The following is a 13,038-nucleotide window of genomic DNA, read 5'->3' as shown; positions in this document are numbered from 1 at the left end:
TTTTCACACTTTTGCCTGTTCTTTGAGCTCTTTGGCTTTGCGATGGTAATTCTTGGGTAGTCGCACCCGGAACAAAGAGCCTCTACCTTCTTCACTTTCACATTCAATGGTGCCATGCAGCGCTTCTACCAATTGTTTGCAGATGATAAGCCCCATGCCAGCAGCCGATTCTGCGCCTGTAGGTTTGTTCCTAAATGGATTGTGTTCGCCTGTTTGGAATAAACGCTCGCGATCTTCTTTGCAGATGCCGGGACCTTCATCCTCCACCTCTATGACAACCTCATCGCCGTGGTCAAGTAGGCGCACAAAAATCTCGGAATGCTTGTGCGAAAACTTAATGGCGTTGGACAGCAACTGAGCGATGATACGTCGCACCAAGAAAGAGTCGCTGCGCATCTCTATTTCTTCGCGGTTACGCTCTATTTGTATGACCTGCTCTTTGGCATAGGCATAGCCGCGGTAGGCGCGGAGCAGCTCGTTGACTACTTCCACCAAGTCGAAGGTTTCTACCCGTATTTCTTCTCTGTATTTCTCTATGTCGCGGATGTCTATGAGATTCTGGAGGGTATTGAGCCCGTCCATAGCTACCTGCAAAATGTTTTGGATGTATTCTTTTTGATTGGGAGTCAGGCGTTCATATCCTTCATCCAAGCGCAGCAGGTCAACCAAAGAGATGATGCGGTTGAAAGGCATGCGTAGGTCTTTGCTGACCGTCTTGGCAATTTGGTTGCGCTCGTAGCTAAGCTGACTCAGGCGCAGATTTTGCTGAATGAGCGCATTTTCGGAACGCTCTAACTCGGATTTTTTAGTTTCAAGTTCTCTTTTGTTTTTTTCTAAGCCTGCCTTAATCTTTTGATATTGTATGAAGAAGAGAAGAAGCACTAAAAGAAGTCCTATCATAAGCACCAAGCCCAAGCGCATGGCTTGTTTTTCTTTTTCTACGGCTTTTAGTATTTCTTGCTGCGCCTGTTGGGTAGCCTGCAATAGGCTGTCTTGCTGCGCAATTTCTTTTTTTGCATAGCTTAGTGCTTCTTTGTATTCCTGCCTTTGCTCTTTCTGTTGCATCCATTGTCTAAGGCTGTCGCTGTAAGTAGTGCTCTGTTGAGCATAGCTTTCGAAAAGAAAACATAGACAAAAAAGAAAGTATAAGGCAGGCTTCATGGTGTATCAATTACTTTTCCCTGACACTAATTTAGGGAAAAAATAAAATATCAAAGCAGTTTGTTTCGAAAGAAATGCTTTGCATTAACATTAACCTGCTATCTTAAGTATTTGCTTGGCACTTTCTACGGCTTCTTTATATTCATCTTCGGGGCTCATGTGCTCAATGACAGCTTCCATCATGATGAACATCACCTTTCGCATAGCGAGGTCGGTAGTTTCGGTCCATCGGCTGCCCATAGCTTCTGCTAACACCGACAGCAACAAGTTGATGAACGGCAGGTAATACTCCGGCTTTACGTTGTATTGCTTGTGCCTTTCGGCTAAGGCTTTCACTTCTTGGCGTATCTGGTCTATTTTATCCAGCTTGCTGGCTATCAAAGTAAGCACATTGACCAGCTTTTGCCCCTGCTCTTCTGTATCGCCTTTAAAGAGCTGTTTCATGTGTGGATAAAGGGCAAAGAGGCGCTCATAGAAACACATGCCCCATTCTTTTTTGTGTACGAGCATTTGCACCCACACCTCTTTTACGGCGGCTTTTTCTTCGGCAGACAACTGAATGGAATGGGTAGTCATAATATTTGATGATTTGATGAGGTTTACAACAAGATAAAGTTATAAAAACTTTTAGAACTTAACAAGCGACTAAGATATGATTCTAATGTTTTTTGTATAAAAATTGCTATTGTATCTTTATTTTTTACAAACTTTGCACTCAGATTCCATCTGTATTTTAAACCTAAATTGTCTATGAATAAGATAGCAGATCAGGGCACCAAGTTTATGAATGATGTGCTGTATTACTTTGACAAAGCAGCACGTCATACCAAATGGGATAAGGGTTTGATTCAGCAAATCCGTGTTGCCAACAGTGTGTACAAGGTTCAGTTCCCTGTAGAAATCAACGGAAAAGTAGAAGTCATTGAGGGCATTAGGGTACAGCACAGCCACCACAAGCTGCCCACCAAAGGTGGTATTCGTTACAGCAGCTATGTGTCGGAAGACGAAGTGAAAGCATTGGCTACTTTGATGACCTTCAAATGTGCCGTAGTGAATGTGCCTTTTGGAGGTGCCAAGGGTGGGGTGAAAATAAGCCCTACGAAATATAGCGAGAAAGATTTGGAGAAAATTACCCGCCGTTTTACGGTAGAGCTCATTCAAAAAAACCTGATTGGTCCCTCTTTGGATGTGCCAGCTCCCGATTATGGCACCGGCAGCCGCGAAATGGCTTGGATTATGGATACCTATTTGACTTTCAAACACGGCGATACCGATGCCCAAGGTTGCGTAACCGGTAAGCCCATTGGGGCAGGCGGGATTCGTGGACGTACCGAAGCCACTGGATTGGGCGTGTTTTTTGGTATTCGCGAATTTTTGGACATAGAAGAAGAGGTAACCAAGTTGGGCTTATCTCGCGGGATTGAAGGTAAGCGCATCATTGTGCAAGGCTTGGGCAATGTGGGCTACCACGCTGCCAAGTTTTGCCAGGAAGCCGGGGCTATCATTGTGGGTATTGCTGAGCGTGAAGGGGGCATCTATTCCAAAAAGGGCTTGAACGTCGATGATGTATTCCAATTCAGAAAAAGCGGCAACCTCATTACCCAATATCCTGATGTGGAGTGCTACGATGAGCCCGAGGCTTTGCTCGAGATGGAGTGTGATATCTTGATTCCAGCAGCTTTGGAAAATCAAATTCATGCCGAAAATGCTCCACGCGTCAAAGCGAAGATAGTAGCAGAAGCTGCCAATGGTCCAGTAACGCGCGAAGGTGAGGAAATCCTACACCAGAAGGGCGTGGTGATTTTACCCGATTTGTGGCTGAATGCCGGCGGGGTAACGGTATCTTACTTCGAATGGCTGAAAAACTTAGCCAATGTGCGTTTCGGTCGTATGGCGAAGCGCGCCGAAGAACGTAAATATTCTATGATAGTGAGTACCATAGAAAAACTCACCGGCAAGAGCCTTACGCCCGAGGAGAAAGCCATGCTCATTCAAGGAGCAGATGAAAAAACTTTGGTGCACTCTGGCTTGGAAGACACCATGATTGAAGCCTTCCACGAAATGCGTGAAACTCTACTGACCGTGCCCGGCATTACTGACTATCGTACGGCTGCTTTCTTCAACGGCATCAACAAGGTAGCCCTCAGCTACCAGATGATGGGCTTGTTCCCCTGATGTGTAGAAATTGCCAACATAGTAAATACCAAAGCCCCTTTTTAAAGGGGCTTTGTGTTTTGAGCGTGCTGTCCAAAGACAGGGTATGCATCAGCATTCTATTGATGTGGCTGCCATTTCGAACGAGCAAAGCGAGTGAGAGCGCTCAATCCTGCCAAGCCATAGGAAGCTTTCTCACTTGCACTCGAAAGGACGAAGAAGAAAAGCATCACAAGCAGAAAGGTTGCTCGAGTTTAGGTTGCAAGCTCTTGGCTTTTACTATTCAGAAGGCTTTTCCTTATCATCTTTTTCTTTGAAGTCCATGGCAACGGAATTGATGCAGTAGCGTTTGCCTGTGGGGGCGGGTCCGTCATCGAAGATATGCCCCAAGTGGCTTTTACAACGTGCGCAGAGCACCTCTATGCGATACATGCCATAGCTGTAGTCGTCTTGGAAAATAACGGCACCCGGAAGGGCGTCATAGAAGGCGGGCCATCCGCAGCCAGAGTCGTATTTGAAATCTGAAGGAAACAGTTGGTTACCACAGGCGGCACACACATAAACACCTTTCTCTTTGTGCTTATAGAATTTGCCGCTGAAGGGCGGCTCGGTACCTTTTTGGCGCAACACTCGGTATTGCTCGGGCGTAAGTATGCGGCGCCATTCCTCTTCGGACTGAGGGAGTGCGTGCTTGTCTTTTTCCATAGATGCTTCTTTTTTAGCAGGTGAATGTTTTGTGTTGTCTGTTGGCTTTTGACTGCAAGCGGCAAGGGGGCTTGCCAATAGTAGAAAGACAACCATCAGAAGGCGATACCACATGACAGTTTTTATTATGAAAACAAAGGTAAGCGGTCATTTGTTTGCTCTTGTGGGCACAGTACTGGTATAGCTTGCTTTTTGATGCGTATTACTACTTTCTTATGTTTACCCATGGGTTCGCCATCCACCTGCAAAGCTTCGGCTTTTTTCAGATACAATTCGGCGTAGTCGGTCTGCCATATTTTACTTAATCCTTTTTGCAGGTGCTTATCGGAGAAAAACAGAGGCAAAGCCAACAGCAACCGCCACCATGGAATGGGGCGCACGAGCACCAGCTCGAATTTACCGTCGTTGGCGCGCCCCAAAGGGTTGATGAGCGCTTCGGTGCCATAACGCTGCATGTTGGCAATTACCAATATGTATGCTCGAGCATTGAACCATTTACGCTTAGGGGCATGCGGCAGATGAAAGCGTATCTTGAACGATTTCAGGGAGCGGCGCTCTTGCAGATAGAGTTTCATATAGCCCCACCAGCCACGTGTTTTTTCTTCTTGAAAGCGGTGAATAACTTTAGCATTGAAGCCGAGGTCTGCAAGATGCAAGCTCAGCGCTTTGTTTACATAAAGCGCATCTAAGCGCTGTATGGTCATGTGGGGTAGTTGTTGCAGCGCTTCCAGGGGGGTAGCGGGTATATGCAGCGAAGTAGCCAAGCCGTTGGCAGAACCAAAGGGGATGATGCCCATCACTGCTTGGCTTCCTTGCAGGCTCTCTGCAACCAACTTGCAGGTACCGTCGCCACCCACAGCTACGACTACTTGCGGGTTCCAGTTTTTTATTGTTTCTTCTATCTTGCTTTTGTCATCATTGCCAGTGGTTTTGTAAATATGTACTTCATAGTGGTGTTTATCTGCCCATTGCGGAATTTGTCTTATGAAAGCTTCTTTGTCGTGCCCGCCGGAAATGGGATTTACTACGAACAAGATACGTGTGAAATCGTGAGGCATATATGTTTTTGGCTTTAGTAAAAAAACTGTTGAAAATACAGCCGCATCCTTGTTTTCAGGCTTGTGTGGCATATGCCAATAATAAAAAAATTTGTGTGAAGGGGCATGTGGTTGAGCGCAGCAGTAATATTTCTTCCACAAGCAAAAGTCTAAGTTTTTGGCGTCCTTTGCGTCGTTTGTTGCGCCACTATTTGGCAAAAGGCATAGAAGGGATACCCGTTGTCTTGTATGATGGTCATAGTCGTTATGTGCAATTTACGGGGAGGGGTGGTTACTTTTGCTTCGAGATAGAGCGTCGTGAGGAGCAGCGCCCTTTCGTTCGTTTGGGCATAGAAGCGTGTGCCTTGTACGTTCATGTGCCGCTATGCTTCTCCCACGAAAAAATGCCTTACGTGGTGGTGTCCGATGTAGACGATACTGTTTTGAAAACCCACGCTACCCGTTGGTGGCAGCGCCTGAAATACCTGCTTTTTTATGATGTGCACGAACGAAAAGCTATCCCCGGTATGCAGGCGCTATATACCTTTTTGAATGCAGCAGGAGAATGCCCCCCTTTGTTTTTTTATGTTTCCAACAGCGAATGGAATCTCTTTGATTTGATTCGTGATTTTTTGAAAATCAACCACTTCCCGGACGGCTGTTTGCTGCTGCGCGAGCGGGTGCACCACTGGCGTGAGCTCTTTCGGAAAAAGGAGTCTCATAAATATGCTACCATCGAGCACCTCATGGATATGTACGCCTTGCCTTTCCTGCTCATAGGAGATAGTGGGCAACAAGACCCACTCATTTATGCGCGTTTGGTAGAGCATCATCCCGGGCGGATAAAGGGAGTTTATTTGCGTCTGATAAAAGAAAAACACCGCCATACCCCACGTCTGAAATATCTCGAGGCGGTGTGTAATGCTCGAGGGGTGTTTTGCCGCGTATTTACCGACCCAGAGGCTTGTTTGTAATCTTGTGCCCTTTGGTTACAATTCACGGTCTATGAGCAAGGCTAATTGAGCCAAGTATTGCACCACCTTTAAATAAAAATCCTTGTCTATGTTTTCGTAGTCGTCGGTAGGGCGGTGATAATCCGGATGGTCTTCCACACCAAAATAAAGGAAAGGAATGCCTTTTTTATGAAAAGCGTAGTGGTCAGAAGCAGCGGTCCAGTCTTGCATACCCAAATGAGCCGTGTCATGCCCGAAAATGACCCGTAAGCCTACAGGCGGTACACAACGTTTTACCAAGGGGCGCAGCTTGGGATAGTGGGCAGTGCCACACACATACAATTCTTTCTTTTGGCTGCGGCTAAGCATATCGAAATTGAGGTTAAGCACGATGTTTTTCAATGGCACCGGCGGTTGACTCACAAAAGCCCATGCGCCCAACAAGCCGGCTTCTTCGGCGTCTAAAAATACAAATAGCCAAGAGTAGCGTGGCGACTGCTGCTGTTTGATGAGGGTAGCCAGCTGCAAGGCGGCAGCCACGCCGGAGGCATTGTCATCGGCACCGTTGTATATCTGCCCGTCTTTTACGCCCAAGTGGTCATAGTGGGCACTCACCACAATATAACGCTCGCTTTGCCCTTTGACATAAGCTATCACATTGCTGCCTTGCACCTGCCCTTGTGTGAAAGGGTGGGTATAATCCGGACGGAAGCCGTTTAAGCCTATCTCTTTCAGGCGACGGATAAGATAAGCCCGCGCTTGACGATTGCCTTCCGTGCCGGTTTTTCTGCCTTGCATAGTATCAGCAGCAAGCACCTTCAGGTCGTGAAAAAGCACAGCTGCCTGTACCTCTTGGGCAAGGGCAGCCGTCGGCTTAACCAAAAAGAAGAGCAACCACAAGCAGAGAGTGTATAGCAGGCTATGGCACTTAAAGCGTAATGGCATAGCGGGTGCTGTATGGTTTGAAGCCTTTTTGCTCAGCCCACGCTTTAGCTTTCTGGTCCATCATCACAAAATCGAGAAATATTTTGCTGCACTTCTTGGTTTTGGCATAATCTGTCAGCCAGTCGATGATGGCAGAAGCCAAGCCTTGATGGCGGTATTTAGGGGCGGTTGCCAGTTCGTCGATGAAGATGTATTTGCCCCATGCCAAGTTTTCACCTACGCGGAAGCCTACCAGCGAGGCAGCTGTGCCATTTTTTTCGATGTAAGCCAAGTTGTAGCCTTCGACCTGTAGCTTGCGGATGGTGAACAAAAAGGCTTCGTCTTCTTGCGGTATATGCGGGTACAAGTCGCACAGTATGTGCTTGCAGCGCAAAACAGCCTCATCAGACAGCGCCAGTTGAATGGTCTCAACAGAAGAGTTTGCTTCCATGATTGTGAACGTTTAGATATATTTTTTCTTAGCTAAAAATATAAAATTTTTGAAAAATCTACGCTTCGGGGAAGAGCAAATAAAAAGTAGTGCCCTTGCCTTCCTTGCTTTTAAAACTCAATCTACCGCCCATTTGTTCAGTGAGGTTTTTGGCAATGAACAAGCCCAGCCCGCTGCTGTCTTCGCCTTGGGTAGGGCGGGGGCTCAACTTTTGAAAACGCTTGAACAGTAGTTGCTGTTCTTCTTGGGGGATACCGGGTCCTTCGTCGCGGATGCCTATGATGACCTGCCCACCCTCGCTATGGCTGCTGATGCTTATGCTTTTGCCCGGAGGGGAGTATTTTATGGCATTGGACAACAGGTTTTCAATGACCTGCATCAGCAATTTACGGTCGGCTTGTATGTAAAGAGAGCGCCGGTCAAAGTCCATAAAAGGGCGCAACTTCTTCTTTTTCAAAGAGGGCATTTGCAATTCCACACATTCATGCAACAACTCATGGACCGCAATCCTTTGGTTTTGTATGTCTATTTGTCCGGTATGCCTTGCCCGCTCGCTCAGTATTTTGTGGATGCGTTCTTGTTGCTGCTCTACTACTTTCATAATGCGGTAGTACGCCTCTTGTTGTGCTTGGTTGAGCGTACCATCCAGCCGGATGACCTCTAGCAAGCCCATGATGTTGTGCAGTGGGTTTTTCATATCGTGGGCAATGGTCTGCATTAAGTGTATTTGCTTATGGGTGAGTGCCTCCAGTTCTTCTTTTTGTTGCTGCAGCACTTGTGCCTGCTGCTCTATGGCTATCCGTGCTTTTTTGAGTGAAGAAGACTGACGGTAGGCTTGGTAGCCGAAGGCAATACAATAGAAGCTCGACACCACGGAGCAAATCACCGCATTCAGGTAATTGGGGGGGCTGATGTAGAGATGTCCTCCTTCGAGCAGCACCGCCATGCCAAAGCCCAGCAGTTCGGCAAGCGCCAATACCCATAGGTGTTGCTTGCCGCGCAGAGCAATGTGGCTTCCGAACAACATGGCATTCAGGGTAATGGATATGACCGGCGGCAAGCCAAATACATGAAGGGTATAGCCCAGCAAAAGGGCATCGGGCAACAGGAAATGTTGCCGCCACCATGTATTTTTTTCTAAGTAGGCAAAAAGCCAATGCATGAGGTGCGGGTAAAGTATCGCAAGGGTTATGAGGAAATAAAGCTGCGCGCGGTGTACGCTGGCATATTGCTCAAAGTTAACGACACTTAGCACCCATATCAGGCTGTAGGCAATCATCCGGAAAGGATAGGCTATGCGGGCAGTGGCGCTTTGTGGCAGTCGAAGCATCTTCATGAGGCAATTCGTTCATAAAAATCAATTCTTGACACAGGAGTTTTTTCATCAGGCAATTCATGGGCTCTATACAGTAGGGCAGACATGAGCGAACCCAAGATAAAAATCTTTTTGTATTATTACCACTACCTGCAGTATCTAAACATCTATTTCACGATGAGCAACCAACCACAAACAGCCTTGATTACCGGTGCTACTTCGGGCATTGGTTTGGCTACTGCCCGTCTGATGGCAGCCTATGGGGTACGTCTTATTTTGTGTGGGCGCAGGAAAGAGCGCCTCGACTCCCTGAAACAGGAACTGAGTACCCAGACCGAAGTACTTACCCTGCGCTTTGACGTACGTGAACGGGCTGCCGTGGCACAAGCCTTGGAAAATCTGCCCGTCGGGTGGCAGTCGATAGACGTGCTTGTGAACAATGCCGGCAATGCGCATGGCTTGGCACCCATTCAAGAGGGCAGCCTCGACGACTGGGACGCCATGATAGACGGCAATGTAAAAGGCTTGTTGTATGTAACCAAGGCAGTGTTGCCTTATATGCTCAAGCAAAAAAAGGGGCACATTGTCAACATAGGGTCTATTGCAGGCAAGGAGGTGTATCCGGGCGGCAATGTGTACTGTGCTTCTAAATTTGCAGTGGATGCCCTCTCCAAAGCTATGCGCATCGATTTGTACAAGGAAGGGGTACGTGTGTCGGAGGTGAACCCTGGCTTGGTGGAGACAGAGTTCTCTTTGGTGCGCTTCAAAGGCGATGTCGAACGGGCTAAAAAGGTGTATGAGGGCTACCGCCCCTTGCGCCCCGAAGACATTGCCGAGGTGATATGGTTCATTGTAACACGCCCCGCGCATGTGAACCTTGCAGAAGTATTAGTGCTTTCTGCCGACCAAGCTACTTCTACGCTGGTCAACAGGCGCGAGTCGTGAATCAGCCCTTGCTCGATACCTGTTCCAGCACACGCATGTAAAGCTCCTTGCTGAAGCTCAATCCCAAGCGCGAAAGCATGGCATACAGCTGCTCTTCTTCTATGTGGTCGCTGCCTATGTTTTTCAGCAAGATGATGAGCAGCGTTTCGGTAATGGTTTCGGCAAGGGGTTTGAGTTCGGGCACATACTGTCGCACCAGCGGGTCGAGGCGCAGCACTGCCTTGAGGGCGTCGGCGAAGGCTTCGTACCACTTGTCGGTGTGGGCAGCCAAATAGCGCAGCTCATTGAAAAGCACTTCCGGAAAGCGCCGGTCGTCGAGCATATTGTCGGGGGCAGGCAATTCTTCAAAGAGACTCTGCAGTTCGGGCGTAAACTGCTCATTGAAAAAGAGCGACACGCTCTGGGCTGCATATTGCATGATTTGTTTTTCTACCTCATCGACCTGTTCATCCCAAGATGTGGCAAAAGCAATGGGACTGGCAATGACAAGTTCGAACAGCTGCTCGGCATTGAGCGATAAGCGCCGTTCTTTGGTATAGTGGCGCAGTGCATAACGCATCTGGGTGATGGCTTCCTGTAAGCTGCGTAGGTGTAGTTCTCTTTCGGGCACAGAAGGGTTGGGCATACGAAACAAAGTAAGTTGGTTTATCTTGTTTAAGATAAGCAAAAGAACGGAAATGCACCTGCTTTGTCAATGGCATTTTTGGGGGCAAAAGGTAAAAATGCTTATATTAAATCCAATGCCTGATTACCTTCATTTTGCTTTGCTTATGGATGTTAAATTGAAAGACCATACTACCAAGCCGCCCGCAGGGCTAAATAAAGAAGAAGTCAAGCGCAAGAGCAAAGCACTCAAAAAGCGCATGCTCGAGCTACAAAAGATGCTTTATGCCCAACAACGCTGTAGCCTGTTGGTTATCTTTCAAGGCTTGGATGCCGCCGGTAAAGACGGCGCCATTCGCAAGGTGTTTTCGGGTTTAAATCCACTGGGCGTGTATGTAAAAGCCTTCAAAGCACCCACCGAAGAAGAAAAAGCCCATGATTTCTTGTGGCGGGTGCACCCTCATGTGCCGCCCAAGGGGATGATTCATATTTTCAACCGCTCGCATTACGAAGACGTTTTGGTGCCAGTGGTAGAAGGAATCATCGATGAGCAGCAAACCCGCAGGCGTTATGAGTTTATCAACTGCTTCGAAGCCCTGCTTCATGAAGAAAACGATACCCACCTATTGAAGTTCTTTCTGCATGTGTCGCCCGAGGAGCAGCTGCGCCGCCTCAAAGAGCGCAAAACCAATCCCGAAAAGTTTTGGAAACACAACGACCAAGACTGGGAGGTAGCCGGCAAAAGGAAGCAATATTACCGGGCATACGAGCAAATATTTAAGCATTGCAGTCGCATACCCTGGCACATTGTACCTGCTGACGAAAATTGGTACAAAAACTACTATGTGTTGTCGAAGGTGGTAGAGACGCTCGAAGCCCTGCCTTTGAAATATCCGTCTTTGTCATAGGGTTGCCTTTGCCCTATAAGGTTCAACACCATTTCGCCTTTTTTTCTTTCAAATTTTGGTTAGTTATGGAACAGCAGCACAGCATACAGATGCGTTTTTTGGCAGAGCCGCAAGATGTGAACTTTGGTGGTAAAGTGCACGGTGGTGCGGTCATGAAATGGATAGACCAAGCAGGCTATGCCTGTGCCGTCAATTGGTCGCGCCGCTACTGCGTAACCGTTTACGTGGGGGGGATTCGCTTCATGAAACCTATTCATATTGGCGATTTCGTGGAAATAAACGCACAGGTCATCTATACCGGGCACACCAGCATGCACATTGCTGTGGACGTGTGGGCTCAAAATCTGCGCAAAGGCTATCGTCATAAGACCACCCATTGCATCATTGTGTTTGTAGCGGTGGACGAAGAGGGAAGAAGTGTGGAAGTGCCCCGCTGGATACCTCAAACCGAAGAACAAAAAGCCTATGAGCAATATGCCATGAAGCTCATGGAGCGGCGCAAAAGTATCGAAGAAATCATGGCGCCCTTTTGGAACAAAGAACAAGAGTTATGATTTGAGGAAATGACATGGTGAGCTTGAGGTTTTTCGCTTTGCTTCTGCTCTCTTTTCAAAGTGAAAGGTTTTGCAGAGTTTGAGATAACAGGAATGGAAGGCGGGTATAACGGAAACAGAACAACCATTTTTTGAGCACTGCCCTCATGGTTCAATTGCGCCTTTCCTCGCCGGCAAGGAAGTAGCCTTCCAGGCGGAATAAGTTGCCCGTAAATATCAGCTTGTAGGCAGCCATGTTGTGATGCTCAAACACATCCATGTATGCCAGAGGATAACGCAGCAGTTGGGTGAGCATGATGCGCATGGCACGCCCATGCATGCAAACAAGCACGTGCTTTTCTTCGCCACTGCGCAGTCGCTTTATCAGCAGCTCTATGAAAGGGCGTTGGCGTGCGGCTACCTCTTCGGGACTTTCGCCGCCTTCTATGCGGCGGTGGGTTTCCCCGCTTTGCCATGCCGACACCACCTGCAGGTACTCTCGATGCCGGGCGGGGTCGAAAGGCTGCCCTTCATGTACTCCCCAGCTGATTTCGTTGAGTGCCGCGTGGCGTTCGTAGGGTAACTTTGCCCGGATGAAAGGTTCCATTGACTCGTAGGTGCGGCGCAGCTCTGAAATATAGACCTTGTCGAAGGGGTGATCCCGGAAGTGCTCATAAAAACGCCAAGCCTGTTGGCGTCCTGTTGGATTGAGTGGAGCATCTACACCGCTGCCTTGCACTATGCGCCTTTTGTTGTAGTCGGTTTCGCCATGGCGCACCAAATAAACCACGGCGGGCTCTTTCAGCGGAGGATGTGTCTGTAGGTTTGTCATTTATTCAGTGAAGCTGTATTTTTAACCGCAAAGATAAAACGAATTTGACGGATGAGCGCAAAACTGAACCAACAAGCTACCTTAGAGGCACTGCACGAACGCAACAAGGGCACCATGTCCGATTTTTTGGGTATTGAATTCACCGAAATAGGTGAAAATTATTTATGCGGCAAAATGCCCGTAACCGAGCGCAGCATACAACCGCTGGGTATTTTGCATGGAGGTGCCAATGTGGTATTTGCCGAAACGCTGGGAAGTGTGGCGGCTAACTTTGCTGTAGACCGTGAAAAATATTATTGTGTGGGTTTGGAAGTCAACGCCAACCACCTGCGCCCGGTGCCCAAAGGACAGTGGATTTACGGGCGTGCCGAAGCCATCCACTTAGGAAACACCACGCAGGTATGGGAAATACGCATTACCAACGAAGAAGGAAAACTTACTTGCATCAGCCGCCTGACTATGGCAGTAAAAAAACGTTGACGCACTTCTGATGCCTACTTTCAAAGAAAAACTTTCA

The 13,038-nt window shown here is 47.9% G+C and carries 15 protein-coding genes; 6 read left to right on the top strand and 9 right to left on the bottom strand.

Features of this window, described 5'->3' with window-relative positions:
- Nucleotides 1-3 precede the first annotated feature (3 nt).
- Together FHS56_RS04155 and FHS56_RS04150 are read right to left on the bottom strand one after the other, a co-directional pair.
- Nucleotides 4-1,161, bottom strand: coding sequence for a sensor histidine kinase (locus FHS56_RS04155; RefSeq protein ID WP_166918598.1), 1,158 nt, complete (start codon nucleotides 1,159-1,161; stop codon nucleotides 4-6).
- Between the two features lie 90 nt (nucleotides 1,162-1,251).
- Complete coding sequence (locus FHS56_RS04150) at nucleotides 1,252-1,737, bottom strand: globin domain-containing protein (RefSeq protein ID WP_166918597.1); 486 nt, start codon at nucleotides 1,735-1,737, stop codon at nucleotides 1,252-1,254.
- Between the two features lie 174 nt (nucleotides 1,738-1,911).
- Between FHS56_RS04150 and FHS56_RS04145 the strand changes: the two genes are divergently transcribed.
- A complete protein-coding gene (locus FHS56_RS04145) occupies nucleotides 1,912-3,336 on the top strand; it encodes a Glu/Leu/Phe/Val family dehydrogenase (RefSeq protein ID WP_166918596.1) in 1,425 nt (474 codons plus the stop codon).
- A 258-nt stretch (nucleotides 3,337-3,594) separates the two neighbouring features.
- Here the strand turns inward: FHS56_RS04145 and msrB are convergent, their stop codons facing one another.
- The gene (gene msrB, locus FHS56_RS04140; protein WP_208409623.1) at nucleotides 3,595-4,134 is read right to left on the bottom strand and encodes a peptide-methionine (R)-S-oxide reductase MsrB; all 540 of its coding nucleotides are present in this window, start codon (nucleotides 4,132-4,134) and stop codon (nucleotides 3,595-3,597) included.
- Nucleotides 4,135-4,145: 11 nt separating this feature from the next.
- Nucleotides 4,146-5,078, bottom strand: a complete 933-nt coding sequence (locus FHS56_RS04135; protein WP_166918595.1) for a diacylglycerol/lipid kinase family protein — start codon at nucleotides 5,076-5,078, stop codon at nucleotides 4,146-4,148.
- A 2-nt stretch (nucleotides 5,079-5,080) separates the two neighbouring features.
- On the opposite strand from FHS56_RS04135, the gene FHS56_RS04130 reads away from it, so the two are divergent.
- Nucleotides 5,081-6,031, top strand: a complete 951-nt coding sequence (locus FHS56_RS04130; protein WP_166918594.1) for a phosphatase domain-containing protein — start codon at nucleotides 5,081-5,083, stop codon at nucleotides 6,029-6,031.
- Between the two features lie 15 nt (nucleotides 6,032-6,046).
- On the opposite strand, the gene FHS56_RS04125 is transcribed toward FHS56_RS04130, so the two are convergent.
- Genes FHS56_RS04125 through FHS56_RS04115 form a run of 3 tightly spaced genes read right to left on the bottom strand, consistent with a single transcriptional unit; the run spans nucleotide 6,047 to nucleotide 8,721 of the window.
- Nucleotides 6,047-6,955 carry a M28 family peptidase gene (locus FHS56_RS04125; RefSeq protein ID WP_166918593.1) on the bottom strand — a complete coding sequence of 303 codons (909 nt, stop codon included), beginning with the start codon at nucleotides 6,953-6,955 and terminating at the stop codon, nucleotides 6,047-6,049.
- On the bottom strand, nucleotides 6,939-7,385 hold the full coding sequence (locus FHS56_RS04120) for a GNAT family N-acetyltransferase (protein WP_166918592.1): 447 nt from the start codon (nucleotides 7,383-7,385) through the stop codon (nucleotides 6,939-6,941). The genes FHS56_RS04125 and FHS56_RS04120 overlap by 17 nt, the downstream gene beginning before the upstream one ends.
- 58 nt (nucleotides 7,386-7,443) lie before the next feature.
- Nucleotides 7,444-8,721 (bottom strand): sensor histidine kinase, encoded by a 1,278-nt coding sequence (locus FHS56_RS04115; protein WP_166918591.1) that lies wholly within the window; start codon nucleotides 8,719-8,721, stop codon nucleotides 7,444-7,446.
- Nucleotides 8,722-8,877: 156 nt separating this feature from the next.
- Here FHS56_RS04115 and FHS56_RS04110 point away from each other — a divergent pair, with 156 nt between their 5' ends.
- On the top strand, nucleotides 8,878-9,645 hold the full coding sequence (locus FHS56_RS04110) for an SDR family NAD(P)-dependent oxidoreductase (RefSeq protein WP_166918868.1): 768 nt from the start codon (nucleotides 8,878-8,880) through the stop codon (nucleotides 9,643-9,645).
- Nucleotide 9,646: 1 nt separating this feature from the next.
- Here FHS56_RS04110 and FHS56_RS04105 read toward each other — a convergent pair whose 3' ends face one another.
- Complete coding sequence (locus tag FHS56_RS04105; RefSeq protein ID WP_166918590.1) at nucleotides 9,647-10,270, bottom strand: hypothetical protein; 624 nt, start codon at nucleotides 10,268-10,270, stop codon at nucleotides 9,647-9,649.
- A gap of 97 nt (nucleotides 10,271-10,367) precedes the next feature.
- Here FHS56_RS04105 and FHS56_RS04100 point away from each other — a divergent pair, with 97 nt between their 5' ends.
- Both FHS56_RS04100 and FHS56_RS04095 read left to right on the top strand, forming a co-directional pair.
- Nucleotides 10,368-11,156, top strand: coding sequence for a polyphosphate kinase 2 family protein (locus FHS56_RS04100; protein ID WP_243844138.1), 789 nt, complete (start codon nucleotides 10,368-10,370; stop codon nucleotides 11,154-11,156).
- 65 nt (nucleotides 11,157-11,221) lie between these two features.
- Complete coding sequence (locus FHS56_RS04095; protein WP_166918589.1) at nucleotides 11,222-11,710, top strand: acyl-CoA thioesterase; 489 nt, start codon at nucleotides 11,222-11,224, stop codon at nucleotides 11,708-11,710.
- Between the two features lie 151 nt (nucleotides 11,711-11,861).
- Here FHS56_RS04095 and FHS56_RS04090 read toward each other — a convergent pair whose 3' ends face one another.
- Nucleotides 11,862-12,521: a histidine phosphatase family protein gene (locus tag FHS56_RS04090; protein WP_166918588.1), complete on the bottom strand. Its 660-nt coding sequence runs from the start codon at nucleotides 12,519-12,521 to the stop codon at nucleotides 11,862-11,864.
- A 51-nt stretch (nucleotides 12,522-12,572) separates the two neighbouring features.
- Between FHS56_RS04090 and FHS56_RS04085 the strand changes: the two genes are divergently transcribed.
- Nucleotides 12,573-13,001, top strand: a complete 429-nt coding sequence (locus FHS56_RS04085) for a PaaI family thioesterase (protein WP_166918587.1) — start codon at nucleotides 12,573-12,575, stop codon at nucleotides 12,999-13,001.
- Nucleotides 13,002-13,038 lie beyond the last annotated feature (37 nt).

It is taken from the genome of Thermonema lapsum (genome assembly GCF_011761635.1).
GTDB classification, from domain to species: Bacteria; Bacteroidota; Bacteroidia; order Cytophagales; family Thermonemataceae; genus Thermonema; species Thermonema lapsum.
Note: the sequence above shows the minus strand (reverse complement) of the source record. Positions and strands in the feature narration are given on the sequence as shown.

Coding starts and splice junctions, on each gene's coding strand:
- FHS56_RS04100 (WP_243844138.1), top strand. CDS start 10,368: ATGCTTATATTAAATCCAATGCCTGATTACCTTCATTTTGCTTTGCTT.
- FHS56_RS04150 (WP_166918597.1), bottom strand. CDS start 1,737: ATGACTACCCATTCCATTCAGTTGTCTGCCGAAGAAAAAGCCGCCGTA.
- FHS56_RS04110 (WP_166918868.1), top strand. CDS start 8,878: ATGAGCAACCAACCACAAACAGCCTTGATTACCGGTGCTACTTCGGGC.
- FHS56_RS04105 (WP_166918590.1), bottom strand. CDS start 10,270: ATGCCCAACCCTTCTGTGCCCGAAAGAGAACTACACCTACGCAGCTTA.
- FHS56_RS04125 (WP_166918593.1), bottom strand. CDS start 6,955: ATGCCATTACGCTTTAAGTGCCATAGCCTGCTATACACTCTCTGCTTG.
- FHS56_RS04130 (WP_166918594.1), top strand. CDS start 5,081: ATGTTTTTGGCTTTAGTAAAAAAACTGTTGAAAATACAGCCGCATCCT.
- msrB (WP_208409623.1), bottom strand. CDS start 4,134: ATGTGGTATCGCCTTCTGATGGTTGTCTTTCTACTATTGGCAAGCCCC.
- FHS56_RS04120 (WP_166918592.1), bottom strand. CDS start 7,385: ATGGAAGCAAACTCTTCTGTTGAGACCATTCAACTGGCGCTGTCTGAT.
- FHS56_RS04135 (WP_166918595.1), bottom strand. CDS start 5,078: ATGCCTCACGATTTCACACGTATCTTGTTCGTAGTAAATCCCATTTCC.
- FHS56_RS04090 (WP_166918588.1), bottom strand. CDS start 12,521: ATGACAAACCTACAGACACATCCTCCGCTGAAAGAGCCCGCCGTGGTT.
- FHS56_RS04095 (WP_166918589.1), top strand. CDS start 11,222: ATGGAACAGCAGCACAGCATACAGATGCGTTTTTTGGCAGAGCCGCAA.
- FHS56_RS04145 (WP_166918596.1), top strand. CDS start 1,912: ATGAATAAGATAGCAGATCAGGGCACCAAGTTTATGAATGATGTGCTG.
- FHS56_RS04115 (WP_166918591.1), bottom strand. CDS start 8,721: ATGAAGATGCTTCGACTGCCACAAAGCGCCACTGCCCGCATAGCCTAT.
- FHS56_RS04085 (WP_166918587.1), top strand. CDS start 12,573: ATGAGCGCAAAACTGAACCAACAAGCTACCTTAGAGGCACTGCACGAA.
- FHS56_RS04155 (WP_166918598.1), bottom strand. CDS start 1,161: ATGAAGCCTGCCTTATACTTTCTTTTTTGTCTATGTTTTCTTTTCGAA.